Below are 24,705 nucleotides of genomic sequence, written 5' to 3'. Positions count from 1 at the left end.
TCCGGAGCTGCGATCTGTGTTCTTTGTCTTGGCGACCGCTCGCGCGGCAGGGCGGCGCGTGAACGACGATAACAAGACGGGCGAGGATGCGCTTCTCTGACGCCACGTAAGTTCGCGCAGAATCTTCGCACCAAGGGAGAACGACGCCGATGAGCAGCAAGACCCTTCGTATACCGGACGATCACGCCGCCGTTCTGGTCGATCCCACCGCCTATGCCGACGGCCGTATCCACGACACCTATGCCTGGCTGCGCGCCAACAACCCCCTGGGCCGGGCCGAGATCGAGGGGGTCGACCCCTTCTGGGTCGCCTCCAAGCACGCCGACATCCTGGAGATCAGCCGCCAGAACGCCCTTTTCGCCAATGGCGTGAGGTCGCCGACCCTGGTCGGCCAGGCGGTGGACGCCAAGGTCCGCGAGATGACCGGCGGCAGCCCGCACCTGCTGCGCACCCTGATCCACATGGATGCCCCCGACCACATGAAGTACCGGGTCCTGACCCAGGCCTGGTTCCTGCCGCAGAACCTGCGCAGCATGGAAGACCGCATCCGCAAGATCGCCCGCGCCGCCGTCGACAAGATGGCCGCCCAAGGCGGCAAGTGCGATTTCGTCAGCGCGGTGGCCCTGCACTATCCCCTGCACGTGATCATGGAGATCATGGGCGTGCCGGAGGAGGACGAGGGCCGGATGCTGATGCTCACCCAGGAGCTGTTCGGCGCCGCCGATCCGGAGCTGGGCCGCAAGCCGAAGGACGAAAGCCCCACCGCCCAGATCGAGACTGGGGTGCTCACCGACTTCATCGCCTATTTCACCCGGTTCTCGGAGGGCAAGCGGGCCAAGCCGGGCGACGACCTGGGCAGCCTGATCGCCAACTCCCAGATCGACGGCCAGCCGATCAGCCATTTCGAGGCGATGAGCTACTACATCATCGTCGCCACCGCCGGCCACGACACCACTTCGTCCTCCACCGCCGGCGCCATCTGGGGCCTGGCCGAGAATCCCGGCGAGTTCGCCAAGCTCAAGACCGACCCGTCGCTGATCCCGGGCCTGGTGGACGAGAGCATCCGCTGGATCACACCGGTGAAGACCTTCATGCGCACCGCCACCGAGGACACCGAACTGGCCGGCCGCTCCCTGTCGAAGGACGACTGGCTGATGCTCTGCTACGCCTCGGGCAACCGCGACGAGGATGTGTTCGACGACCCCAACGCCTTCCGCGTCGACCGCAAGCCCAACAAGCACCTGGCCTTCGGCTACGGCGCCCACCTGTGCCTGGGCCAGCACCTGGCCAAGATGGAGATGCGCATCCTCTGGGAGGAGATGCTGCCGCGCCTGAAGAGCATCGAGCTGGCCGGCGAGCCCAAGCAGTCCCTGGCCGTGTTCGTCAACGGCCCCAAGACCCTGCCCATCGCCTTCGAGATGGCCTGAGCCGCATGGCTTCGCCGCTGGAGCCGCGGTTGGCGGCCTATATCGCCGGGCGCATGCCGGACGCCGCGGAGGTGGCGGTCGACGGCCTGACCCGGATCTCCGGCGGCGCCTCGCGTGAGACGTATCGGTTCCGCCTGAGCTGGCGCGACGGGGAAGGGACGGCGCGGGAACGCAAGCTGATCCTGCGCCGCGACCCGCCCGCCTCGCTGATCGACACTGAGCGGCGGATCGAGTTCGAGGCCTATAGGGCCTTCTACGGCTCAGCCGTGCCGGTGCCCGAGATGCTGTGGCTGGAGGAGGCCGACGGGGCCCTCGACCACCCGTTCTTCGTCGCCGAGGAGATCGCCGGCTTCCAGGCCTCGCCCGGCCTGTTGTGGGCCGAGCCCTATGTGGCGACCCTGGAGGCCTTGGCGCAACGCAAGTGGACGATCCTGGGCGAGATCGCCAAGGCCGATCCCGCCGCGGTGGGCCTGGACCAGGTGATGGAGCCGGTGGCGCCCGACGCCTGCTGGGACCGGGAGCTCTCCTACTGGGAAGGCGTGCTGGACGAGGACGAGGCCGAGCCCCTGCCGATCATCCGCGCGGCGATCCGCTGGCTGCGCGCCAATCCCCCGCCGCCGGCCCGCAAGGTGGGCGTGGTGCACGGCGACTATCGCACCGGCAACTTCCTCTATGACGAACAGGGGGGCATCCACGGGATCCTCGACTGGGAGATGGCCCATCTGGGCGACCCGCTGGAGGACCTGGGCTGGAGCCTCAACCCGGTCTGGTCGTTTGGCCGTGGCCTGGCGGGCGGCCTGGTCCCGCGCGACCGGGCCATCGCCATCTGGGAAGCCGCCAGCGGCATGACCGCCGACCCCGCCGCTCTCCATTGGTGGGAGCTGTTCAACTGCGTGAAGGGCCAGGCGATCTGGGTCTCCTCCGCCCGCGCCTGGATCGACGGCGGCAACCGCGAGCCGATCATGGCCTATCCGCCCTGGGCCCTGCAGAACGCCCAGGATCGCGCGGCGCTGAAAGTGATGGGACGGCTATGAAACCCGATGTCGCCGCCGTCCTGGCCGAGACCGCCGCCCTGCTGGTCCGCAACGCCGCGCCCGACGTTCCCCCGGCCGAGCGGGCCGGCGCGCTCGGCCTATCCGCCGCCTTGCTGGGCTTCGCCGCCCAGGCCTGGGATGGGGCGGCCCACAACCTGGTCCAGGAGAACCGCGCCATCCGCGCCCTGCTGGGCGAGGCGGGGTCGGATGAAGACCTGCGCCTCTCCGCCCTCTCCGCGGAGAACGACCGTCTGCGCGCGGCCCTGATCGCCCTGCACATCGCGGTCGAAGGCAAGGACCCCGCCAAGGAAGCCGCCATCTGGGCCGAGCTCGTGGCGTCGACCGAGCGCCGGATGGTGGTCGGGTCGCCGGTCTAGGCGGCCAACAGCCGAGCAGCGATGCGCTTCACCGCGGCCTTGCTCTCGGCGCTCACCGTCACATTGGTCAGGATCGCGACGCCGCTGCGCGCGGCGGGATCCAGATAGGCGGCGGTGAACACGCCCGGGTCGCCGCCCCAGTGGTTGATCTTCACGCCGTCGCCGAGCTTCGACTCCATCCAACCCAGGCCCTGTCCAGTCAGCCAGTCGGGCAAGCCCGGCGGAGTCTTCATGTCGAGCATTTGCGCCATGCCCTGTTCGTCGATGATCCGGGTTCCCCGCGCCACGCCTCCGTTGGCCGAGGCGGCCACGAACTGCATCAGATCGGTGATCGAAGCGCGGATCATCCCGACCGGCCAATCCGGAAAACCGACCGGCTCGACCGACGTCAGCACACCCTCGACGAGGTCGTACGGCGTGGCGCGCAGGGCCTCGGGGGTTCCCGCGATGGTCCAGCTCGTATGGCGCATGCCGAGCGGCGCGAAGATCGCCTCGCGGGTCTGCTCGCGCATGTCCTGCCCGCCGATACGGCCGGCGAGATAGCCGAGCAGGCCGTAGCCGACGTTGCTGTAGTCCCAGGCAGCGCCGGGCGCCGCCTTGGAGAAGCACTCCTCGCGGGAATAGGTCCGTCCGCCTGGCGCGAGATAGTCCTTGAGCATGTCGCCCAGGGCGAGGGTGGCGTCGACGCCGCGCTGCCGGAAATCGATCTCGTAGTACTTGACGTCCGAGATGCTGGAAACGTGCGTCAGCAGGTGTCGGAAGGTGATCGGCGCATCGGGGCGATGCGGGTTGGCCAGCGGGAAGTCGAGGTGCGGCGCCACGGGTTCGTCCAGCGCCAGCCGGCCCAGCTCGGCGAGCCGCATCACGGCGGTCGCGGTCACCGCCTTGGTGATCGAGGCGATGTGAAACATCGTGTCGGAGGTTACCGGCCGGCGCCGAGCCAGGTCGGCGAAGCCGTAGCCGCGCGCCAGGCGCACAGTCCCGTTCCTCGCCAGGCCCAACGCCAAGCCAGGTATGCCGGCCTTGGCCATCTCGCCCGCGACAAAGAGGTCGAGGTCGTCCTTTGCCAAGGCGGGCGACGCGAGGGCGGCGAGTCCGGCGATCAGGACGCCACGCCGGCCCACCCGCAAAGCATTGGAGGATTGAGAGTCTGACACGCGTTCCGCCTCAGGTGAGATCAACTTGCGTCCAAATACGTAGGTGCCTACATATATGTCAAGGCGAGGCGTGCGCGAGGAGAAGCCGATGGACTACACGCGAGGTGCGGGCGGGGCGGCTATCGGCGCGCGGCTGCGGCGGGTCTCGGAGTGGATCGACGGCGACGCCACCCGGGTCTACGCCGCGCTGGGGATCGACTTCGAGCAGCGTTGGTTCGGCGTGCTCAACCAGCTCGCGCAACATGGCCCGGCGAGCGTCGGGGAACTGGCCTCGGCTCTACGGATCACCCACGTCTCGGTGAGCCAGACGCGTCAGTCCCTAGAAAAGGCCGGCATCGTGGCCTCGGAAGCCGATCCTGCCGACGCCCGTCGGCGACGGCTGACGCTCACCGAGGACGGCGCCCGGCTGATCGAACGTCTGACGCCGCTGTGGCGGGCCTTCGAGGAGGCGGCCCTGGAGCTGAACGCTGAGGCCGGCGACGTCGCCACGGCGCTGGACCGCCTCGACGACGCCCTGGCCCGGAAATCCCTGTTCGACCGCATTATCGCGATCATGCCGTCACCGGCGACAGGAACGTCCGCTCCTCCGACAGGATGAGCCGCTTCTCCTGGGCCATGGCGAAGTTCGCGGCCCCGGCGGGGTCGGTCTTCAGCCGGGCGCGATAGGCCTCGTAGGCCGCCAGGCTTTGGAATGAGATCAGCGCATGGGCGATGTTGTTGGTCCCCTCATGCGGCAGCCAGTAGCCCAGCAGGTCACCGCCGCAGGCCGGGATGATGGTCAGCCAGTTTCGGGCATAGGCTTCGAAGGCGTCGCGCTGGAACGGGTCGATGACGTAGCGGATGGCGCAGGTGACGGTCATGGGGGCCTCAATGGGTTGGAGCCTCGTTCCTAGCGCGCCGCTCGGCGCCCATGCTTCGATCAGGATCGAAACGTCATCGCTCGCCCAGGGCCCACGCCGGGCGTAGCCTGGCGTCATGAAACTCGGCCCCGACATCGCGCGCATCGCCTCCCTGCTGGGCGATCCGGCTCGCGCCAACATCATGACCGCCTTGATGGGCGGCCAGTCGCTCACCGCCGGCGAGCTGGCGCGCGAGGCGGGCGTCACACCCCAGACCGCCAGTTCGCATCTCGCCAAGCTGGAGGCCGGCGGCCTAGTCAGCGTCCGCCGCCAGGGCCGCTACGGCTATTTCGCCCTGGCCGGCGCCGAGGTGGCCGGGGTGCTGGAATCCCTGACCGGCCTGGCGGCCCACGCCGGTCACCTGCGCGTGCGCACCGGACCCAAGGAGCCCGCCCTGCGCCAGGCGCGGGTCTGCTACGACCATCTGGCCGGGGACCTCGCGGTGGCCATGCTGGACGCCCTGGTGGCCAAGGGCGTGATCGCCGACGCCGAGGGCTCCCTGGTGCTCACCCATGACGGCGCGGGCTTCATCCGCGCCTTCGGCGTCGAGGTGGAGTGCCTCTCAGCCTCGTCGCGCCGCCCGCTCTGCAAGGCCTGCCTGGACTGGAGCGTGCGCCGCAGCCACCTGGCCGGCTCGCTGGGGGCGGCGATCCTCACCCGCGTCTACGAGCGCGGCTGGGCGCGGCGAGTGGAGGGCACGCGGGTGGTGGCCTTCAGCGCGCCGGGCCGGACGGCCTTCGCCAAGGCTTTCGACCTGGCTCCCGCCACGTAAGGCGTCGACAAGCGCGTCCCGGTCGGCTTTGCTGCGGCGCTCCCTATTTCGGGAGCCAAGCTCAACAGCAATTTTGATTGGGGATGATTTCACATGCCGAGGATGGCGCCTGAACCCACGCCGGAGACCCAGCATTTCTGGGACGGAACCGCCCGGGGCGAACTGCTCCTGCAGCGTAACAAGCAGACCGGCGAGGCCTATTTCCCGCCGCGCCCGTTTTGCCCGAAGACCGGCTCGCGAGATGTTGAGGTCTTCAAGGCCTCCGGCCGCGCGACCCTCTATTCCTATGTGATCAACGCCCGACCGCGCCCCGACATGGGGACCGAGCCGCACTCCATCGCCGTGGTGCAGCTGGAGGAAGGCCCGCGGATGATGACCAATATCGTGGGCTGCCCCCAGACCCCCGAGGCCCTGGTCCTCGACATGCCGCTCGAGGTCGTCTTCGAGAAGATCAGCGACACCATCTCGTTGCCCCTGTTCCAACCGGCCAAGGGCTGAGGCGAGACCCATGAAGCAGAATTCCGTCGCGGTCGTCGGGGCCGCCGAAACCACCAAGATGGGCAAGATTCCGGACGTCTCCGTGATCGGCCTGCACGCGGACGCCGCGCTGAACGCCATGAAGGACGCGGGCCTGAACCCGTCCGACATCGACGGCGTGGCCTGCGCCGGCATCTCGCCGGTCGAGCTCGCCCACTATCTGGGCATCACGCCCACCTATGCCGACGGCACCAGCGTCGGCGGCTGCTCCTTCATGCTGCACGTCCGCCATGCGGCCGCGGCGATCAATGAGGGCCTGTGCAAGACCGTGCTGATCACCCACGGAGAATCGGGCCGCTCGCGGGTCGGCGCCGGGGGCTTCGGCCGCTCGCCGTCCAGCCTGATGGGCCAGTTCGAGATGCCCTATGGCGTCACCAGCCCGCCCACCATGTTCACCATCCCGGTGCTTCGCTACATGAAGACCTACGGGGTGACCGAGCAGGACCTGGCCATGGTCGCCGTGGTCCAGCGGGAATGGGCCGCGCTCAATCCGCGCTCCAGCTTCAAGGACCCGATCAGCGTCGACGATGTGCTGAACTCGCCGATGATCGCCTGGCCGTTCCGCATGCTGATGTGCTGCCTGGTCACCGATGGCGGCGGGGCGCTGATCCTCACCAGCGCCGACCGGGCCAAGGACTTCCCGACCAAGCCGGTCTACGTCCTGGGCACGGGCGAGAGCGTCGAGACCCCGCTGGTCAGCCAGATGGAGGACTTCACCACCTCCAAGGCCTTCCGGGTCTCCGGCAAGAAGGCCTTCGACGAGGCGGGCATCAAGCATTCCGACGTCGACCACCTGATGATCTACGACGCCTTCGCCCACCTGCCGCTCTACGGCCTGGAGGACCTGGGCTTCTGCAAGCCCGGCGAGGCCAAGGACTTCATCAATGGCCGCAACACCGCCATCGGCGGCAAGCTGCCGCTCAACACCAACGGTGGCGGGCTCTCCTACATGCACTCGGGCATGTACGGCATGTACGCATTGCAGGAGTCGGTGCGCCAATTGCGCGGCGTCGCGCCGGCTCAGGTGAAGGACGCCAAGATCAGCGTCTGCCACGGGGTCGGAGGGATGTTCGCGGCCTCCGGGACGATCATCTTCTCGAACGAAAAAGGCTAGGTTTTCCGTCTCTTACCGCACCCAATGCTGCGCAGCATGGGGTGCAGCATTTTCGCCCTCTCCGGCCTGGCCGGGGAGGGCGATTTCGGGGGTGTCAGGCGTCGTAATCCAGCTTCGGATACCAGGCCTTGCTTCCAGCCGCGCTCCTTCTTCCACGCGATCAGGCGCGCGATGGGCGAGCGGGCGACGACCACCAGGGAGATACGTTGGTCGACGTCGGCGGCGGCGCCTTCCCAGGGACGCAGAGGGTTCGACGCGCCATGCTATATCGCCAAATCATGGGGCGGATCACAGGCTTGAGAACGGGCGCGGCCCTGATCTTCACGATCGGACTGGCCCTGCTGCTGCAGGTCGCGACGGCGCGGGCCCAGACGCCGCGCGCGCCGGACCTGATCCTGACCGGGACCCTGACCGGCGCGGCGCACGAGACCTATACGGAGGTTCCATTCAAGGTCCCGGCTGGCGTCGAGCGGATCACCGTCGAGTTTGCCTATACGGGCAAGGCCGAGCGTTCGGTCATCGACCTGGGCCTGCGCGATCCTGAGCGGTTCCGCGGCTGGAGCGGGGGCAACAAGTCCGGCTTCACCCTGGCCGAGAGCGACGCCACGCCGTCCTACCTGCCGGGACCGCTCAAGCCCGGGACCTGGCGGCTGGTGCTGGGCGCGCCGAACATCCGCAAGGCCGCGCGCGCCGACTATATGGCGAAGATCTGGTTCGACCGGAAAGGCCAGGCGTTCGCGGGCTTCTCGCCCGCGCCCCTGGCCGGCGGCGCGCGCTGGTGGCGCGGCGACCTGCACATGCACACGGGCCATTCCGATGGCTTTTGCCTGTCGCGCAAGGGGGTCAAGGTCCCGTGCCCGGTGTTCAAGACCGCCGAGGCCGCCGTCGCACGAGGCCTGGATTTCATCGCCATCACCGACCACAACGCCACCTCGCACTTCGAGGCCATGCGCGAGCTGGCGCCCTATTTCGACGATCTGCTGCTGATCCCCGGCCGGGAGGTCACCACCTTCCATGGCCATGCCAACCTGTTCGGTCCCACGGCCTTCGTCGACTTCCAGCTGGGAAGCGCCCATGCGCCCTCAATGCGTACGGTGCTCGATCAGGCGAAGGCGGCTGGCGGGATCGTGTCGATCAACCATCCCGGCCTGCCCTCGGGCGAGGCCTGCATGGGCTGCGGTTGGACCGCCAAGGACACCGACTTCTCGCGCATCGCGGCGATCGAGGTGGTGAACGGCGGCCTCGCCGAGGGCCCGTTGTCGGGCGTCGGCTTCTGGGAGGCGCAGCTGAACGCCGGCCATCGGATCACCGCGGTCGGCGGCTCGGACAACCACGACGCCACCCTGCCGCCGGACAAGGCGCCGGCCATCGGCGTGCCGACCACCGTGGTTCGCGCGCCGGAGCTGAGCCAGGCCGCGATCCTGGCGGCGATCGGCCGGGGCCATGTGTTCCTCGACCTCGCCGGGACCCGCGACCGGCTGCTGGAGGTCCGCGCCGCCTCGGGCGGGGCTGAAGCCCAGATGGGCGACGCCCTGGCCGCCCCGGCCGGCGCCAAGGTGCGGATCGAGGTCCATGCCGTGGGCGTCGATGGCGGATCGTTGTCGCTGGCGGGGACCACCGGCGCGGCGCCGACCGACCTGAAACTCGCCGGGCGCGACGTGACGAAGAGCTTCGAGTTTGTCGCGGATGGCCGCGCCTCGTGGCTGCGCGTGGACGTCCGCGGCGCCGACGGACGGCTGCTCCTGCTGGGCAATCCGATCTACCTCAACCCCGCGCCCTAGCGGCTGTTCGACGCGCCCCGAGAGTCTGAAACTCTTCTTAACCTTATGGGGTTTATGCCAATCCCAACGTACTTCGTCGGGAACACAATGGGGCTGAATCCAGAATCCCGCGCCCGCTTCAATCTCGAGCGCGCCTCGGTGCTGCTGCTCGAGGATTCGACCATGGGCATGAGCATCCTGGTCCAGATTCTCACGGGTTTCGGCGTCAAGACGCTTCACCGCTGCGAGAGCGTGGAAGAGGCGCAGACCACGGTCCAGAAGGTCGAGCTCGACCTGGTGATCGCCGACGCCCTGGGGGCCGGCGGCGAGGGTTATGATTTCATCAAATGGCTGCGCCAGAGCCGTATCGAGCCCAACTGCTTCGCCCCGGTCCTGCTGACCGCCGGCCACACGCCGCGCGACGCGGTGTCCAAGGCGCGCGACTGCGGCGCCCATTTCATCATGGCCAAGCCCCTGACCCCGATCACGGTCCTGGAGCGCATCCTCTGGATCTCCAAGGAGGGCCGGCGCTTCGTCGAATGCGACACCTATATGGGCCCCGATCGGCGCTTCAAGAACGAGGGCGTGCCGCCCGGAACGGTCGGCCGCCGCCGCGACGACCTGCCCCCCGTGGTCGGCGAAGCGGAGACCCCCAACATGGAACAGGACGTCATCGACGGCCTCATGAAGACGCGACGGGTGGAGCTGTGAGCGCTGTCCGAATCCACATCCCGCCGGTTCGGCTGGCCAAGCTGCTGCGCACGCCGGGCGGCCTGCCGGTCGCCGAGGCCGTTCAGCGGGCCGGCGCCGGCCTGGAGAGCCTCAAGGGCGAGTGCCTCACCGAACTGAAGTCGGTGCTGGACGCCGCGGAGGGCTGCGCCGCCCGCGCCGGGGCCGCCTACGACCCGGCCCTGCTGGACGAGCTCTACGCCATCGTGGCCACCCCGATCGGCATTCCCAGCGTCTGTGGCCTGGCCTCGGTGGACACCGCCCTGATCAGCCTCTCGGACCTGCTGGACTATCTGAAGGGCCAGGAACGCTGGGACGCCAACGCCGTGGCGGTCCATCTGCGCGCCTTCCGCCTATTGCTGCACACCGAGGGCGCGGCTGACGCCGCCGGCACTCAGGCGATCCTCGCCGGCCTGCGCAAGGTCAGCCAGCGCTACGCCCGGCCCGAGGCCGCGGCGGAGTAGGGCTCCCGTAAACCGTTCACCCCCCGCGCAAGCGGGAATGGTCAGAACTTGGAGAAGTGGCCGGCGGCCCTACGGATTCAGCCGGTCAGTGAGGGTCCATAGGCCGTCGACCACCGACTTCAGGGACGCCGGATCCTCGGCGTCCTTGGTCCACAGCAGGCGCAGGGCGCTGACATGGACCCCGATGCTGGTCCAGTCGGCGCGGTTGTGCGTACGCTGACGATCCACCAGTTCGCACAGGCTGTAGCAGGCGTCGCAGAGCACGCGCTTGTTGAACAGGCCGGCGATGTCGAGGATGGTCGAGCCTTCCTCATAGACGCTGTCGAGGGAGGCCGTGCGCTCCTTGCACATGACTTCCAGGCGGCCGATCATGCCGCTCAGCGACTTCATGGCGTCGCCGGCATGGGCGGCAAGTTCGCGCTGGGCGCGCTCGCTGGCCAGGCCCGCGGTCATGCCGCCCGGGCGGGCGACCTGCTCGGTGAGGCGATACTTGACCTTGACGAACTCTGGGTCGCTCACAGCTGCACCTTCGCGGGTCTCATCAACATGTCGATATCCGACTGATCGAGGTTCGGGTCCTTGGCGGCGCCGACATGGGTCGACAGGTCGTCCTTGCGGCGGCCCTTGACGCCGAGCGGAGGCCCGAGATTCTTGAAGCGGCGGTCCGGGCCCACATAGCCCTCGGCCACCACCATCTGGCGCTCGTCCTTGGCCACCCAGAAGACGCGCTGCAGCAGCACTTCGGGCGTGAACGGCTTTGAGACCACGAAGTTCGCCCCGGAATCGCGGCTCTTCTCGACCACGGTCCGGGCGGCGTGGCCGGTCAGCATGATGACCGGCGTGAACTTGGCCGCGTCCGGCGCCTCGCGCCGCAGCCATTGGACGAAGTCGTAGCCGTCCATGTCGGGCATGGTCGAGTCGATGACGATCAGGTCCAGTTCCTGGGTCTTGACCACGTGCATGGCCTCGGCGCCCGAACCGCACTTGAACTGCTTGCGGACCCCGAAGCCGCGGAACATCGCCGTCAGGGCCTCGAGGGCCTGGGGATTGTCGTCGACCAGCAGGACCACCGAGCGGTCCAGGTTGATGCGGATCTGCGAGTCGAGGGCCATGGGGGATTGGCCTTGCTAAAAGAGGTCCAGGTCGCCGGCGTCGGCCTTGATGCGCGAGGGAGCCTCGCGCGTCGACTGGGCCAGCCGGTTGGCGAGGTCGCCCAGGGTGACGCCGGCCACGGCGTCGGTCAGGTCGTAGTCGCCGCTTTCGGCCTGGGCCGAGAGCTTGCGGGTGAAGGTGGCGAGCGCCGCCAGGTGCTGGGTCAGCACGTCGACGGTCTGGGCCTCTTCCAACGCGATGGCCAGCGGCTCGCCGCGGCTGGCGCGCACGAGCAGGGTGACAAGCGTCTCCAGCCGATCGCATAGCTCGCCGGCATGCTCCAGCTCGACGGCGATGGACGCCAGGACCTCGGGGGTCTGGATGGCGGCGGCGGTTCGCGTCATCAAAACAGCTCCACGGACCCTTCGTCCTCGACCGGCTCGGGCTTAATCCGCACAGGATCGCGCAGACGGGTTAGCTCGGCGTTATCAGTGACGGTTCTTTGTTGCGCCCGTCCGGTGGTCGGCCAGTACTGGACCCGCCGGGCCTGCAGCCCGCCAAGACTGGAGCCCACCACCGGAATCCCTTCGTCGCGAAGGAATTTCTCGGCGAAGGCGGCGTTCGAGGCGCCCACGTCGGACAGCCCGCCGAACATCCGCGCGCCACCGAAAAGTTTTGCCTCCAGCCGCTCGCGCCGCGCGCCGGAGCGCAAAAGCTCGTTGATCAGCAGCTCCATGGCGTAGGCGCCATAGCGGCGGCTCTCGTTGTCGATGCCGTCGGCCTTGCCCTCCGGGAGCAGGAAATGGTTCATCCCGCCCACCCCGGTCTTGCCGTCGCGCATGCACACGGCCACGCACGAACCGAGGATCGTGGTCAGCAGGACATCGGGATCGCAGGATATGGCGTGCTCACCTTGCACGACATGGATCCGCTTACCTGGCCGCTTGGAAACGTTTTCGACGATCATGTGAGGGGGCCAAACACCGCTTCGATTTTTTCTTTTAGGGTCTGGGTGGTGAATGGTTTCACCAGGTAGTTGTTGACGCCGAACTGTACGGCCCGCTGCACCAGCTCGCGGTCGGCGCGCCCGGTCAGCATGATCACGGCGGTCTTGGACGTCGGACCATGGGCGCGGATGGCGCGCAGCAGGCCCAGCCCGTCCAGCTTGGGCATGTTGAAATCGGTGATCACCAGGTTCACCGGGGCGCTCAGCAGGTTGCGCAGGGCCTCTTCCCCATCGGGAGCTTCGCGCGTCTGGGTGATGCCCAGGGCATGCAGGCTCGTGCGGATCAGCGAGCGCATGGTCTGTTGATCATCGACGATCAGGGTCTTGATCGAGACGGCGGCGGGCATCAGGACGCGCTCCTCTGGGATTCTGCGGCCGCGCAGAGGTTTAGTATGGCGGGGCCCATCCGCGACAGGCCCACTTGTTTGTCGACCGCCCCGAGCTCGAAGGCGACACGGGGCATGCCGTAGACGACGCAGGAGGGTTCGTCCTGCCCGAGGGTGCGGGCGCCGGCCTTCTTCATGGCCAGCAGGCCCTGGGCGCCGTCGCGGCCCATGCCCGTGAGGATGACCCCGACCGAGCGGCGGTTAAGCTTGGCGATCGACTCGAACAGCACGTCGACCGACGGGCGGTGGCCGTTTACCGGCTCGCTCTCGCGCAGCCGGATCACCGGGTGCGAGGAGGAGGCGATCTCCATATGCGCGTCGCCGCCGGGGGCGATGTAGACGTGGCCCGGCTGCAGGCGGTCGCCGTCCTGGGCCTCGGTCACATGGGCGCCGGAGATGCGGTCCAGCCGCGCGGCGAAGCTCTTGGTGAAGGTGGCCGGCATGTGCTGGGTGATCACGGTCGGCGGGCAGGTCTCGGGGAAATTGCCAAGGATGGTCATCAGGGCCTCGACCCCGCCAGTCGAGGAGCCCACCGCCAGGATCACGTCCGACGCGCGATAGGAGGCGTCGCGTTCCACCGGCGCGGTCGGGCCGCCATAGGGCTTCACCCGGGCCTTGGCTGCCGTCTTCACCTTGGTGGTGAGGTCTGCGAACGCCTGCTGGACGGTGACGCCGCCCACCGGCTTGGCCACGCAGTCCACCGCGCCCAGCTCCAGCGCCTGCAGGGTGATCTCGGCGCCCGACTGGGTCAGGGTCGAGACCATCACGACCGGCGTCGGCCGCAAGCGCATGATCTTTTCCAGGAAATCGAGGCCGTTCATGTGCGGCATCTCGATGTCCAGGGTCACCACGTCGGGATTGAGCTTCTTGATCTGCTCACGCGCCTCGATGGCGTCGTTGGCGAAGCCCAGGACCTCGATGTCGGGGTCGCGGCGCAGCGCCGCCCCGATCAGGCCGCGCATGGTGGCGCTGTCGTCGACCACGAGAACTCCGATGGTCATCGGCCAGCCCTCAGCGAATAGGTGGTGAGGCCCGTGGTCTCGAAGATGCCGGTGGCGGGCCCGGTGACCCGTTCGGAATGGCCGATATAGAGGGTGCCGCCCGGCTCCAGCATGGGCGCGAACCGCGTCCAGATGCGTTCCTGGGTGGGTTCGTCGAAATAGATCACCACGTTGCGGCAGAAGATGGCGTCGAACTTGCCGCGCATCGGCCAATCGCCGATCAGGTTGAGTTCGCGGAACGAGACCAGGCGGCGCAGCTCGTCGGCCACTTCCCAGCCGCCGTCGGCCTTCTTGAACCATTTGCGGCGCAGTTCTAGCGGCACGGGCGCCACGGCGTCCTCGCGGTAGATGCCGGTCTTGCCCTCTGCGACCATGTTGGGGTCGATGTCGGTGGCCAGAATCTTCACGTCCAGACTGGCCGCCTCGGGCAGGGCCGCCAGGACCGTGATGGCCATTGAATAGGGTTCCTGGCCGTTGGAGCAGGCCGCCGACCACAGGCGGATGCGCCCGCCCTTGCGCGCCTTGTCGATCAGTTTCGGCATGACCACGTCGCGCAGGTGGTCGAAATGGTGCGGCTCGCGGAAATACCGGGTCACGTTGGTGGTGAGCGCGGCCATCATGGCCTGGCGCTCGTCGACGCCCTGGGCGCCCTCGACCAGGGCGCAATAGTCGCGGAACGAGCGCAGGCCGAGCGAGCGCAGGCGCTTGGCCAGGCGCGAATAGACCAGCGCCGCCTTGCCTTCGGCCAGGGCGATGCCGGCGTGGCTGTGCAGGATCTGGGCGATCTTGTTGAAGTCGTCCGTCGTGAACAGGAACTCGCCCTCGACGAGTCCCGATCCGCCCCTGCGGGTGTCAGGCGAGGTGCTCATGCGGCCTCCGCCTCGGTCTCGGGCAGCACGCGGTCGAGCGAGATCAGGCTGACCATGCGCCCGTCGATGGCGAACAGGCCTTTCACGAAGGTCTTGACCTGGTCGCAGGCGACGTCCGGCGTCGGCTGCACCATGTCGTCGCTCATATTGATGATGTCGCTGACCGCCTCGACCAGCAGGCCGAGCGTGCGACCGCCGACGCTGACCACCATGATCACGTGGCGGGCGGTAGGTTCTGTGGTGGCCAGGCCCAGGCGCGCGCCCAGGTCGACGATCGGCAGCACGGCGCCGCGCAGGTTGATGACGCCCTTCATATAGGACGGGGTGCGGGGCAGGGGCGTGCAGGCGGTCCAGCCGCGGATCTCGCGCACCTGCATGATGTCGACGCAGAATTCCTGGTCGCCGATGCGGAAGGCGATCAGTTCGCGCCGGGCGCCGGCGGTATGGCTCAGGGTGTCGATCATGCTCATCCAGCCATTCGCTTCTCGGCGCGCGGCGCGGGTTTCCGTCGGTGTTGGGTGGTGACGAGCGCATCGACGTCGAGGATCAGGGCGACGCGGCCGTCGCCGAGGATGGTGGCCGCGGCGATGCCGTCGATCTGCTGATAATTGGCTTCCAGGCTCTTGATCACCACCTGGCGCTGGCCTTGGATCGCCTCGACCAGCAGGGCGGCCTTGCCGCCGCCTTCACTCTCCACCAGGACGGCGACGCCCTGGCCGGGGGGCAGGGCGGTCTCACGGAAGCCGAGCGCCACGCCGACGTCGATCAGCGGCACGAAGGTCTCGCGGATGCGGATCACCGCGTCCTTGCCGCCCACGAAATGGACGTCCTCGGCGCGGGGGGTCAGGCTCTCGATGATCGCCGACAGCGGGGCGACCAGGGTCTGTTCGGCGGCTGTCACCACCATGCCGTCCAGGACCGCCAGCGTCAGCGGCAGGGACATGGTGAACTTCGAACCCTTGCCGGGCTCGGAGGAGATGGTGATGCGTCCGCCCAGGCCCTGGATGGAGCGACGAACCACGTCCATGCCGACGCCGCGGCCGGAGATGTCGGAAATGGTCTCGGCCGTGGAGAAGCCGGGCTGGAAGATCAGGTTGTCGATCTCTTCGTCCGACAGCACCGCGTCCTCGGCGATCAGGCCGCGTTCGACCGCGATTCCGCGGACCCGGGGACGGTTGATGCCGCGGCCGTCGTCCTGCAGCTCGATGACGATGCGGCCGCCGCGATGCAGGGCGCGCAGGCGCACCACGCCCTCGGCCGGCTTGCCGGCGGCGATGCGGCCTTCCGGATCTTCCAGGCCGTGATCGATGGCGTTGCGCAGCATGTGGGTGATCGGGTCGGTCAGCCGCTCGATCACGGTCTTGTCGACCTCGGTGCCCTCGCCTTCCATGACCAGCTTGACCCGCTTGCCGGTCATGTCGGCCACTTCGCGGGCCAGGCGCGGCATACGCTGGAACACGCTCTTCACGGGCTGGGCGCGGATGGCCATCACGCTGTCCTGGATCTCCCGGGTCAGCAGTTCGAGGTCTTCGAGGCCCAGCGCGACATTGGACGAGCGGGCCAGACCGCTCTCCATCACCTGCTGGGACAGCATGGCCTGCTGGATGACCAGCTCGCCCACGGCGTTGATCAGGCGGTCCACCCGGTCGAGATCGACGCGGATGGTGGCGGTGGGCGTGATGGCCTGGCTGCTGCCGGCGGACGGCGCGGCCTTGGCGATGGGCTCGGCCTTGGGCGCGGGCGCGGCCGGGGCGATCGGCGCCTGGGCCTTGGCGATCAGGGCGGCGACGTCGAGGTCGGCGGCAGGCTCGGAGGCGGCGACCGGCTCCGGAGCGGTTTCGGCCGTGGGCGCTTCGCCGGACACGCGGGCCAGCAGGGCGGCGATATCCAAGGGGGCGTCGGCGCTGGCCGCGGCCAGGGCGTCGTCGGACAGGTCGGACGAGGGCGGCGGCGGAGCGGCCTGGCCGTCCACCGGCTCGATGGTTAGGACGCAGTCGTCCTCGACGAATTCGAAGACCTCGCGGATCGTGGCCTCGTCGGCCTCGGTGGTCAGCAGGACGGTCCAGTGGAGATAGGCCGTCTCGGCCGAGAGCTGGTCCAGCGGCGGCAGGGCGTCGGCGTCCAGCTTGACGTCCATCTCGCCCAGCCGGGCCAGTTCGCGCAACACCAGGCCGGATTCGTTGGCCTTGGCGTACATCTCCGACTTCGGCGCGAAGCCGATGCGCCAGGCCCGCGCGCCGGAGGCGGGCTCGGGCGCGAGGTCGGCCATGGGTTCGAAGGCGGCCGGCGCCTCGTCCATGGCGGGAGGATCGAAGGCCGGGGCGTCGTCGCCCTCGATGGCCACCGTCATCGGCACGAAGCCGAAGTCCTCGTCGCCGCCGAGATCGTCGTCGTCCAGCCCCTCGCCGCCGATCAAGGCCTTCATCTCGGAGAGGATGGGGGCGGAGCGGCCCTCGTCGACGGCGCCGCCGTCACGGGCGGCGGCCACATGGTCGGCCAGGACGTCGAAGGCCCGCAGCAGGGTCTTGGCGACCTCGTCGGTCAGCTCCATCTTCCCCGACCGCAGGTCGTCCATCACCGTCTCGAAGACGTGGGCGAACCGAATCAGATCCTCGAGGCCGAACGCGCCTGCGCCGCCCTTCACGGAGTGGACGGCGCGGAAAACGGCGTTGATCGTCTCACCGTCGGCGTCGCCCGCCTCCATGGCAAGCAGACCCTGCTCGGCGTCGGTCAGGAGTTCGTCGCACTCCTGAAAGAAGGTCTGCTTGATGCTCTCGAACGGATCCAACGGAACGCTCCGACAGGTGGCTTGGACTAGGCGGCGACGCGGCGGACGGCTTCGACCAGCTTGACCGGATTGAACGGCTTCACGATCCAACCCGTGGCGCCGGCCGCGCGGGCCCGCTCCTTCTTGGCCGCATCGCTTTCCGTGGTCAGGACCAGGATCGGGGTGGCGCGGTGATCCGGATTGGCGCGAACGCCCTCGATCACACCGAAGCCGTCGAGCCGGGGCATGTTGATGTCGGTGATCACCACGTCGGCGCCGTTGGCCTTGAGGACCTCGAGGCCTTCGATGCCGTCAACGGCTTGGATCACGGTGTAGCCGGCCTGAACCAGGGCGTGGTTCAGCATTTCGCGCATCGTGCGGCTGTCGTCGATGGTCAGTACGGTCTTGCTCACGAGAGTCCCCCTTCGGGCTGGAATTGCAGCTCGGGGCCGCCAAACGCAGCCAACTGCTCTGAAAAGCCTGAAGACGGTTGATCCACCGTTAAGCAAACCCCGTCTTCGACCCAGATTTTTCGCGCCGACATCAAAACCTGCAGGCAAAGCCCGCCCAGGCGCGTGACCTGGGAGGCGTCCAGCGCCATCGGGCGGCCTCGCAGGGCCATCAGTTCGGCGCGCAGCGGCTCGGCCGCCTGCAGGTCGAGGACCGGTGGCAGACTGACTTGGGCCGTAGCGGCTAACTCAGACATCATACGCTTCCCTCTCAGACCGCTGACATGCGGCGACCTAGAACTCTTCCCAACCGTCCAAGCTCGGCTCGACCCTGCGCGCCGCCGAGCCTTGACGGCTCGTCCGCCGCATTTGCGGGGCGGGCGCGTGGGCGCGGGGCGCGACGGCCTGCGGCTGGCCGATGCGGAACCGGGCTATGGATCCCGCCAGGGCCTCGGCTTCCGTGGCGAGCGAATGACTGGCGGCGGTCGACTGCTCGACCATGGCGGCATTCTGCTGGGTAACCTGATCCATTTGGTTAACAGCGGTATTGACCTGTTGCAGGCCGACGGCCTGTTCCTGGGCGCTGGCGGCGATCTCGGTGACCAGGCTGTCGATCTCGGCAACGCGGCCGACGATGCGGTCCAGGGCCTGGCCGGTCTCGCCCACCAGACGCACGCCCTGGCCGACCTGCTGGGTCGAGGCCGAGATGAGCGTCTTGATCTCCTTGGCCGCCTCCGCCGAGCGCTGGGCGAGCGCCCGGACCTCGGAGGCGACGACCGCGAAGCCCTTGCCGGCGTCGCCGGCGCGAGCGGCTTCGACGCCCGCGTTCAGGGCCAGCAGGTTGGTCTGGAAGGCGATCTCGTCGATCACCCCGATGATCTGGCTGATCTGCTGCGCCGACTTCTCGATCTCGCTCATGGCCGAGACGGCGTGACGCACCACCTCGCCGGAGGTCTGGGCGTCGCCGCGCGCGGCCAGCACCACGTCGGAGCAGGCCTTGGCGCCGCCGGCGGTCTTGCGGACCGTGGCCGTGATCTCGTCGAGGGCCGCGGCGGTTTCTTCCAGACTGGCCGCCTGCTGCTCGGTGCGTCGCGACAGGTCGTCGGCGGCGGTGGAGATTTCGCCCGCGCCAGTGCGGATGCCGCCGACATTGGTGACCACCACCGTCATGGCCTCCTGGAGCTGGCCGATGGCGGCGTTGAAGTCGCTCTGCAGCTTGACGTAGTCGGTCGGGAAGGCGCCGCCGATGCGATGGGTCAGGTCGCCCTGGCTCAGATGGTCCAGCCCCTCGGCCAGGCCCTGGACGACCAGGGCCTGATCCCGCGCCGAGGCGGCGCGGGCGGCCTCATGGCGGTTGCGTTCGTCCTCGGCGGCCTTGCGCTCCTGGGCGGTCTGGCCCTCGAGGCGCAGCTTCTCCAGGCCGGCGGTCTTGAACACCGCGACGGCGTCGGCCATCTGGCCGACCTCGTCCTTGCGGCCCACGGCGGGAATGGCGGCCTCGAAGTCTCCCTGGGCCAGCCGGCGCATCGCGGCGGTCATGGCCGTCACCGGCCGGGCGATGGTGCGGGTCAGGAGCCCGCCCAGGGCCACGGCGATCGTCATGGCGAGGGCGAGGCCCAGCATCAGCCAGGTGTAGGCGCTGCGGCTCGAGGCCACCTGCTGGGTCTGCAGGACGGCCAGCTTGGCCGTCTCGGCCTCCACCACCGCGTCCATGGCGTCTTCGGCCGGCGTGATCACCGTGTCGGCCAGGCCGTCCGGACCGACCATCTCGATCGCGCGGGGCAGGGTGGCGGGGTCGGCGCTCAGCGCCATGCCGGCGCGGACCACGTCGGTGAACCACTTGTCCGCGGCGACCTCCGCCTCATCGATCTTGGCGGCGAGCTCGGGGGTGTCGGCCAGCAGCGGCCGGACGGCGGCGAGGCGCTTCTTGAAATTGGCCCGGTGCTTGTCGATGCGCTCGGCGTAGTACGGGTTCTTCGACAGCAGGTAGCCGCGATAGCTGTTCTCCTGGCGGGTCAGATAGAACTTCGCCTCGCCCAGCGCGGCGAGGGCCTCCTGGCCTTCCCGGGTCTCAAGCCGCGCGGCGTCCAGAGCGCGCAGGTTCATCAGCATGGCGCCGCCCATGCCGGCCATGGCTACGGCCACGGCGGCGAACCCTATCGTCAGCTTTCGTGAGATCTTCAGATTGTTGAACGACACGGGCTTTCCTGGGTGCTCGGGTTTTGGGATGGCGCGCGGCAAGCATCGCCAGGTTTCGGAATGGACGTGGGGTCGGCGCGGAGTCGGGCGGGGCGTTGGCCGGGGATTGCAGGTCGCAGAATCTCGCCCAGACCTAGGGTCGAGCCGTTCTTTCGACGCAATACTGTCAAGTATTCCCCCAATTACTTTGACGGTGTGCCGAATTATTGCCCGACAAAGCCCCCGCTCGCCGATCATCGAAACATCGTCAGCGCCTTGGTTAACGAGCGCGTCTTGAAGAAAGAGTTACCGGAAGGGAAAACCGTCGTTCGGTGGAATCGGAGTTCATCAATGAAAGCCGACATTTGCCGATATCATGCGACAATCTGGCGCTGACCCTCGCCGCGCCCGGAGGGCTGAATGCGCCAGGTTTTGAGGTTGAGTTACACAGTCTAGGGTGGTCCTGGCCGAAGACTGCACAACGCTAGCCAAGTTCAGAGAACCCGTTCTTCAAATCCTCCGCCGCAATTGGCGACCGCTGGGCTTCCGCGAGGTCATACTTGCCCCGGCGCGCGCGCGGTGCTGGCCTTGGGCGCGAGACCGTTCGGAGGACGCCATGGACCTGAAGCTGACGCCGGAGATGGAGGCCTTTCGCGACGAAGTGCGGAGTTTCCTTCAGACACACAAGGATCGCTACGCTCCGAACGCTGGCGCCGAACGGCCGCGCGAGGCGGCCTTGGAATGGCAGGCCCTACTGATCGACCACGGCTATGCGGCGCGGACCATTCCCCGCGAATACGGCGGCTATGGCGCCGAGCCCGACATCTTGAAGTCCCGCATCATCTCCGAGGAGTTCACCGCCGCGGGCGCGCCGCGCGGCTTCGCTAACCAGGGCATCTCCATGCTGGTCCCGACCCTGCTGGAGGTCGGCTCCGAAGAGCAGAGAAAGAAGTGGATCGCGCCGACCCTGCGCGGCGAGGTGGTCTGGTGCCAGGGCTATTCCGAACCGGGCGCCGGCTCGGACCTCGCCAGCCTGCAGACCAAGGCCACGGAGGACGGCGAGGACTTCCTGATCTCGGGATCAAAAATCTGGACGAGCACCGCGGCCCAGGCCGACATGATCTTCTGCCTGGTGCGCACCGAGCCCCAGGCGCCCAAGCATGACGGCATCTCCTATGTGCTGTTTTCGATGAAGACGCCGGGGATCGAGGTCCGGCCGCTGAAGACCATGACCGGGTCGGCGGAGTTCAACGAAGTGTTCTTCACCGACGTCCGGGTCCCGCAGAGCGCGGTGGTCGGCGGCCGGGGGCGGGGCTGGTTCGTGGCCAATGCGACGCTGAAGCACGAACGGGGAATGCTGGGCGATCCCAACGCCACCGAGGCGCGGTTCCACAGCCTGATCGAGCTGATGAAGACCGAGACGGTGGACGGCCGGCGGCTGATCGACGATCCGGTGATGTGCGACCGGCTGATGCAGCTGCAGGCGCGAGTCTTGTCGATGAAATTCAACGGTTTGCGACTGCTGACCGCCTCGATGACCGGGGAGTCGGCCGGCATGGCGGCCCTGGTGGTCAAGCTGCAGGGCTGCGAGCTGAACCATCAGATCGCGGCTTTGGCGATCGACGCCCTGGGCGAGCTGGGGGTGCTCTACGAGGACGGACCCTACCTTCGGTCGAAGGGGAGTTGGCAGAGAAGCTATATGTTCGATCTGGGTTTGATCATCGGCGGCGGCACCGCCCAGATCCAGAAGAACATCATTTCCGAACGGGGTCTGGGCATGCCGCGCGAACCCAAGCTGGCGAGCGTCTAGGTCATGGATTTCTCGATCACCCAAGACCAGAAGATGATGGCCGACAGCCTGTCGCGCACCCTGGCCGACAGCGTTCCCCTCGAGCGTGTGCGCCGCTATGCGGGCGACCCCGCCGACGCCGGCTCCGACATCTGGAGCGCCATCGCCGACTTCGGCCTGGCTGGGGTGGTGACGCCCGAGGCCCATGGCGGGCTTGGCCTCACCCTGCTGGACGCGGCCCTGGCGGCCCAGGCCCTGGGTCGGGCCGTGACGCCGGGCCCCTTCCTGGGCGGGGTCGCCGCGGCCATCGCGCTCAACGAGGCTGGCTCGACCGATCAGCAGACCCGCTGGTCGCCGAAGCTCGCCTCCGGCGAAGTCACGGCGGGCCTGGCGATCTCCGAGCCGGTGGCCGGGGCGCGGGACGGGGCGGGGGTCACGGCGACGGGGGGCAAGCTCACCGGCAAGGCGCTGTTCGTCACCGACGCCCTGACAGCCGACCTGTTCGTGGTCGCCGACCGTGGCGGGAACCTGCATCTGGTGAAGGGCGACGCGGCCGGCCTGACGCGGGCGGCCATGATCACCATCGACCAGACGCGCAGGGTGGGAGAACTCACGTTCCACGAGACGCCGGCCGAGCCGCTGGGCGGACCCAAGACCCTGGCCCGGCTGCGCGACGCGGCCTGGGTGCTGCTTGCCGCCGATACGCTCGGCGCCTGCGAGGTCATGATCGAGAAGGCCGTCGACTATGCCAAGGAGCGGCGCCAGTTCGGCCGGGTGATCGGCTCCTTCCAGGCGGTGAAGCACATGTGCGCCGAGATGGCCGCGGAGCTGGAACCCTGCCGGGCGCTCGTCTGGTACGCCGCCTACGCCTTCGATGAGGCCAAGGATGAGTCGTCGCTGACCGCCGCCCACGCCAAGGCCCACACCTCCGAGATCGGCCGCTTCGTCGCTCGCACGGCCACCGAGGTGCACGGCGGCATGGGGATCACCGACCTGCTGGGGCTGCACTTCTGGTTCAAGCGGGTGGGGCTGAACCGCCAATTGCTGGGCGGCCCGGAGCGGGTCCGCCGCCTGGCCGCGCAGGTCCAGGGCCTGGCCGCCTAGGCGCAACCTTGGCTGACGATGCGCAGTTGAACGACGTGCGGGAGCGCGTAGCGTTCGCCGTTCCACCCGCCGTGAGGTCACATGGTCGAGCGCATCCTGATCCAGACCACCATCCCGCCGATCGAGGACGATTGGCACATCGGCCGGTTCTCGATGTTGACGGACCATCTGCGCGGGTTGAAGGGCGCGGACGGGGCGGCGCTCTACGAGGTCACGGCCCGCGACCGGGCGGCGGGCCTCGAGGGTTTCGACCCGCTGCTCGTCGAAATCGACCAAAGCGACTTCGACCAGCTCTGGCTGTTCGCGGTGGACTCCGGGGACGGCCTGACCGGCGGCGAGTGCGCGGCGATCAGCCGGTTCCGCGCCAAGGGCGGCGGCCTGATGGTCACCCGCGACCACATGGACCTGGGCTCCTCGGTCTGCACCCTGGGCGGGGTGGGCAAGGCGCACCATTTCCACAGCCAGAACCCCGAGCCGGACGAGGCCCGCCACAAGCCCGACGACATCGACACGCCGGAGATCCGCTGGCCCAACTATCACTCCGGGGCCAATGGCGACTTCCAGGCGATCACGCCGGAGGGGGCGGTCCATCCGGTGTTGCACGACCCCGAGGCGCCCGGCGGCGCGCTGGAATTCCTGCCTGCCCACCCCCACGAGGGGGCGGTCAGCGCGCCGGCCGACGAGCCGTCCTCGCGGGTGATCGCCACCGGGGTCAGCCAGACCACGGGCGCGCGGTTCAATCTCGCCGTGGCCTTCGAGCCCCAGGCCGGCGGCGCGGGCGCGGCCATCGCCCAGTCCACCTTCCATCACTTCTGCGACTACAACTGGGACCCTCGCGCCGGCTGCCCCAGCTTCGTCAGCGAGCCGCCGTCCGACCGGATCGTTACCGACCCGCGAGGCCTTGCCGCGGCCCATCGCTATGTCGCCAACCTGGCCGAGTGGCTGAGCTGATGCCCTGCACCCACGGCGCATTCCTGAAGGTGGTGACCCCGTCGGCCGACGGCTGCGAGGAGTGCCTGGCCGTCGGCAGCGGCTGGGTCCACCTGCGCCTCTGCCGGACCTGCGGCCATGTGGGCTGCTGCGACGACTCGCCGAACAAGCATGCCACCAAACACTTCCGCGCCACTCGGCACCCGATCATCGAGACCTACGACCCGCCGGAAGGCTGGGGCTGGTGCTATATCGACGAACAGATGCTGGACCTGGAAGGCATGACCACGCCGCATCCGGCGGGGTGGCGGTATTGAGGTTCCTTCTCCCCTTGCGGGAGAAGGACGCTTACCCCGCCCTCAGCCCGTCCCGCATGTCCGGATGCACCAGCTCCAGCAGCTCCGGACGCTTGGTGATGTAGGCGCGGAAGAAGCTGCAGGTGGGCTTCACCCAGAGCTTGCTGTCGCGCGCATAGGCCAGGCCCGCCTCGATTAGGCGCTTGCCGACGCCCTGGCCGGCGAAGGCGTCCGGGACCACGGTGTGCGGGAAGACGATGGCGCCCGGCTCCAGGCGGTATTCGGCGAAGGCCACCTCGTCGCCCAGGCGGATCTCAAACCGTTTGTCGGTGCGGACGACGTCGGGCAGGTCGGGCATGAGCGCTCCTCATTCTATTCCTCCCCAATTTATGGGGGAGGGGGACCATCCGCCAGGATGGTGGAGGGGGCGGGACCGGGCTCTGAGCTTGAGGCCGCCCCCTCCACCGCCTATCGGCGGTCCCCTTCCTCCGTCAACGGGGGAGGAACACGGTGCGCATCCAATCTTTGACACCGGTGTCAGGAGTTCTAGGGTGAGCGTGGGAGGACG

At 68.4% G+C, this 24,705-nt stretch carries 30 protein-coding genes; 14 read left to right on the top strand and 16 right to left on the bottom strand.

The genetic code is table 11. From position 1 onward, the window contains the following. Positions 1-149 precede the first annotated feature (149 nt). Genes V6M51_RS05830 through V6M51_RS05820 form a run of 3 tightly spaced genes read left to right on the top strand, consistent with a single transcriptional unit; the run spans position 150 to position 2,838 of the window. Positions 150-1,427, top strand: coding sequence for a cytochrome P450 (locus V6M51_RS05830; RefSeq protein WP_332765452.1), 1,278 nt, complete (start codon positions 150-152; stop codon positions 1,425-1,427). Positions 1,428-1,432: 5 nt separating this feature from the next. After that, entirely contained in the window at positions 1,433-2,461 is a 1,029-nt protein-coding gene (locus V6M51_RS05825) for a phosphotransferase family protein (RefSeq protein ID WP_332765450.1), read from the top strand. Continuing rightward, the gene (locus tag V6M51_RS05820) at positions 2,458-2,838 is read left to right on the top strand and encodes a hypothetical protein (protein WP_332765448.1); all 381 of its coding nucleotides are present in this window, start codon (positions 2,458-2,460) and stop codon (positions 2,836-2,838) included. The genes V6M51_RS05825 and V6M51_RS05820 overlap by 4 nt, the downstream gene beginning before the upstream one ends. Here V6M51_RS05820 and V6M51_RS05815 read toward each other — a convergent pair. Then, complete coding sequence (locus V6M51_RS05815; RefSeq protein WP_332765447.1) at positions 2,835-3,995, bottom strand: serine hydrolase domain-containing protein; 1,161 nt, start codon at positions 3,993-3,995, stop codon at positions 2,835-2,837. The two genes, V6M51_RS05820 and V6M51_RS05815, sit on opposite strands and share 4 nt — an antisense overlap. Before the next feature lie 88 nt (positions 3,996-4,083). Between V6M51_RS05815 and V6M51_RS05810 the strand changes: the two genes are divergently transcribed. Further along, the gene (locus tag V6M51_RS05810; RefSeq protein ID WP_332765445.1) at positions 4,084-4,593 is read left to right on the top strand and encodes a MarR family winged helix-turn-helix transcriptional regulator; all 510 of its coding nucleotides are present in this window, start codon (positions 4,084-4,086) and stop codon (positions 4,591-4,593) included. Here the strand turns inward: V6M51_RS05810 and V6M51_RS05805 are convergent. After that, positions 4,547-4,855, bottom strand: a complete 309-nt coding sequence (locus V6M51_RS05805; RefSeq protein WP_332765443.1) for an NIPSNAP family protein — start codon at positions 4,853-4,855, stop codon at positions 4,547-4,549. The two genes, V6M51_RS05810 and V6M51_RS05805, sit on opposite strands and share 47 nt — an antisense overlap. 115 nt (positions 4,856-4,970) lie before the next feature. On the opposite strand from V6M51_RS05805, the gene V6M51_RS05800 reads away from it, so the two are divergent. From V6M51_RS05800 to V6M51_RS05790, 3 genes are all read left to right on the top strand, one after another. Further along, entirely contained in the window at positions 4,971-5,666 is a 696-nt protein-coding gene (locus V6M51_RS05800; protein ID WP_332765441.1) for an ArsR/SmtB family transcription factor, read from the top strand. Between the two features lie 93 nt (positions 5,667-5,759). Then, positions 5,760-6,164, top strand: a complete 405-nt coding sequence (locus tag V6M51_RS05795; protein WP_254835808.1) for a Zn-ribbon domain-containing OB-fold protein — start codon at positions 5,760-5,762, stop codon at positions 6,162-6,164. Between the two features lie 10 nt (positions 6,165-6,174). Next, positions 6,175-7,317 (top strand): thiolase C-terminal domain-containing protein, encoded by a 1,143-nt coding sequence (locus tag V6M51_RS05790; RefSeq protein ID WP_332765440.1) that lies wholly within the window; start codon positions 6,175-6,177, stop codon positions 7,315-7,317. On the opposite strand, the gene V6M51_RS23850 is transcribed toward V6M51_RS05790, so the two are convergent. Further along, complete coding sequence (locus V6M51_RS23850; RefSeq protein WP_442957841.1) at positions 7,314-7,562, bottom strand: DUF899 family protein; 249 nt, start codon at positions 7,560-7,562, stop codon at positions 7,314-7,316. The two genes, V6M51_RS05790 and V6M51_RS23850, sit on opposite strands and share 4 nt — an antisense overlap. 51 nt (positions 7,563-7,613) lie before the next feature. Between V6M51_RS23850 and V6M51_RS05785 the strand changes: the two genes are divergently transcribed. The 3 genes from V6M51_RS05785 to V6M51_RS05775 all read left to right on the top strand — a co-directional run bounded on the left by V6M51_RS05785 (position 7,614) and on the right by V6M51_RS05775 (position 10,270). Then, positions 7,614-9,098, top strand: coding sequence for a CehA/McbA family metallohydrolase (locus V6M51_RS05785; RefSeq protein ID WP_332765438.1), 1,485 nt, complete (start codon positions 7,614-7,616; stop codon positions 9,096-9,098). An 87-nt stretch (positions 9,099-9,185) separates the two neighbouring features. Continuing rightward, complete coding sequence (locus V6M51_RS05780; protein WP_332765436.1) at positions 9,186-9,788, top strand: response regulator; 603 nt, start codon at positions 9,186-9,188, stop codon at positions 9,786-9,788. Beyond that, the gene (locus V6M51_RS05775) at positions 9,785-10,270 is read left to right on the top strand and encodes a hypothetical protein (RefSeq protein ID WP_332765434.1); all 486 of its coding nucleotides are present in this window, start codon (positions 9,785-9,787) and stop codon (positions 10,268-10,270) included. The genes V6M51_RS05780 and V6M51_RS05775 overlap by 4 nt, the downstream gene beginning before the upstream one ends. 69 nt (positions 10,271-10,339) lie before the next feature. On the opposite strand, the gene V6M51_RS05770 is transcribed toward V6M51_RS05775, so the two are convergent. The 12 genes from V6M51_RS05770 to V6M51_RS05715 are packed head-to-tail and all read right to left on the bottom strand — an operon-like array spanning position 10,340 to position 20,039. Then, the gene (locus V6M51_RS05770) at positions 10,340-10,789 is read right to left on the bottom strand and encodes a hypothetical protein (RefSeq protein WP_332765433.1); all 450 of its coding nucleotides are present in this window, start codon (positions 10,787-10,789) and stop codon (positions 10,340-10,342) included. Continuing rightward, a complete protein-coding gene (locus tag V6M51_RS05765; RefSeq protein ID WP_305674996.1) occupies positions 10,786-11,382 on the bottom strand; it encodes a response regulator in 597 nt (198 codons plus the stop codon). The genes V6M51_RS05770 and V6M51_RS05765 overlap by 4 nt, the downstream gene beginning before the upstream one ends. A gap of 15 nt (positions 11,383-11,397) precedes the next feature. Continuing rightward, positions 11,398-11,766, bottom strand: coding sequence for a hypothetical protein (locus V6M51_RS05760; protein ID WP_305674995.1), 369 nt, complete (start codon positions 11,764-11,766; stop codon positions 11,398-11,400). After that, positions 11,766-12,329: a chemotaxis protein CheD gene (locus V6M51_RS05755; protein WP_305674994.1), complete on the bottom strand. Its 564-nt coding sequence runs from the start codon at positions 12,327-12,329 to the stop codon at positions 11,766-11,768. Before V6M51_RS05755 ends, V6M51_RS05760 begins: the two co-directional genes overlap by 1 nt. Further along, a complete protein-coding gene (locus V6M51_RS05750; protein ID WP_332765430.1) occupies positions 12,326-12,715 on the bottom strand; it encodes a response regulator in 390 nt (129 codons plus the stop codon). Before V6M51_RS05750 ends, V6M51_RS05755 begins: the two co-directional genes overlap by 4 nt. Next, positions 12,715-13,755 (bottom strand): protein-glutamate methylesterase/protein-glutamine glutaminase, encoded by a 1,041-nt coding sequence (locus V6M51_RS05745; protein WP_332765428.1) that lies wholly within the window; start codon positions 13,753-13,755, stop codon positions 12,715-12,717. The genes V6M51_RS05750 and V6M51_RS05745 overlap by 1 nt, the downstream gene beginning before the upstream one ends. Then, positions 13,752-14,624, bottom strand: coding sequence for a CheR family methyltransferase (locus V6M51_RS05740; RefSeq protein ID WP_332765426.1), 873 nt, complete (start codon positions 14,622-14,624; stop codon positions 13,752-13,754). The genes V6M51_RS05745 and V6M51_RS05740 overlap by 4 nt, the downstream gene beginning before the upstream one ends. Continuing rightward, positions 14,621-15,088 carry a chemotaxis protein CheW gene (locus V6M51_RS05735; RefSeq protein WP_254837216.1) on the bottom strand — a complete coding sequence of 156 codons (468 nt, stop codon included), beginning with the start codon at positions 15,086-15,088 and terminating at the stop codon, positions 14,621-14,623. Before V6M51_RS05735 ends, V6M51_RS05740 begins: the two co-directional genes overlap by 4 nt. 2 nt (positions 15,089-15,090) lie before the next feature. Continuing rightward, the gene (locus V6M51_RS05730; protein WP_332765424.1) at positions 15,091-17,412 is read right to left on the bottom strand and encodes a chemotaxis protein CheA; all 2,322 of its coding nucleotides are present in this window, start codon (positions 17,410-17,412) and stop codon (positions 15,091-15,093) included. Between the two features lie 26 nt (positions 17,413-17,438). Then, positions 17,439-17,804 (bottom strand): response regulator, encoded by a 366-nt coding sequence (locus V6M51_RS05725; protein WP_254835821.1) that lies wholly within the window; start codon positions 17,802-17,804, stop codon positions 17,439-17,441. Beyond that, a complete protein-coding gene (locus V6M51_RS05720) occupies positions 17,801-18,097 on the bottom strand; it encodes an STAS domain-containing protein (protein WP_332765420.1) in 297 nt (98 codons plus the stop codon). Before V6M51_RS05720 ends, V6M51_RS05725 begins: the two co-directional genes overlap by 4 nt. Positions 18,098-18,134: 37 nt before the next feature. Continuing rightward, positions 18,135-20,039: a methyl-accepting chemotaxis protein gene (locus V6M51_RS05715; RefSeq protein ID WP_332765418.1), complete on the bottom strand. Its 1,905-nt coding sequence runs from the start codon at positions 20,037-20,039 to the stop codon at positions 18,135-18,137. Between the two features lie 595 nt (positions 20,040-20,634). Here V6M51_RS05715 and V6M51_RS05710 point away from each other — a divergent pair. From V6M51_RS05710 to V6M51_RS05695, 4 genes are all read left to right on the top strand, one after another. Beyond that, positions 20,635-21,828, top strand: a complete 1,194-nt coding sequence (locus tag V6M51_RS05710) for an acyl-CoA dehydrogenase family protein (RefSeq protein WP_332765416.1) — start codon at positions 20,635-20,637, stop codon at positions 21,826-21,828. 3 nt (positions 21,829-21,831) lie between these two features. Next, positions 21,832-22,911 (top strand): acyl-CoA dehydrogenase family protein, encoded by a 1,080-nt coding sequence (locus V6M51_RS05705; RefSeq protein WP_332765414.1) that lies wholly within the window; start codon positions 21,832-21,834, stop codon positions 22,909-22,911. An 81-nt stretch (positions 22,912-22,992) separates the two neighbouring features. Then, positions 22,993-23,862 (top strand): hypothetical protein, encoded by an 870-nt coding sequence (locus V6M51_RS05700; protein WP_332765412.1) that lies wholly within the window; start codon positions 22,993-22,995, stop codon positions 23,860-23,862. Continuing rightward, entirely contained in the window at positions 23,862-24,158 is a 297-nt protein-coding gene (locus V6M51_RS05695) for a UBP-type zinc finger domain-containing protein (RefSeq protein ID WP_332765410.1), read from the top strand. The genes V6M51_RS05700 and V6M51_RS05695 overlap by 1 nt, the downstream gene beginning before the upstream one ends. A 31-nt stretch (positions 24,159-24,189) precedes the next feature. On the opposite strand, the gene V6M51_RS05690 is transcribed toward V6M51_RS05695, so the two are convergent. Then, on the bottom strand, positions 24,190-24,495 hold the full coding sequence (locus V6M51_RS05690; RefSeq protein ID WP_332765408.1) for a GNAT family N-acetyltransferase: 306 nt from the start codon (positions 24,493-24,495) through the stop codon (positions 24,190-24,192). Between the last annotated feature and the right edge of the window lie 210 nt (positions 24,496-24,705).

Source organism: Phenylobacterium sp., from assembly GCF_036677185.1.
Lineage (GTDB): Bacteria > Pseudomonadota > Alphaproteobacteria > Caulobacterales > Caulobacteraceae > Phenylobacterium.
Note: the sequence above shows the minus strand (reverse complement) of the source record. Positions and strands in the feature narration are given on the sequence as shown.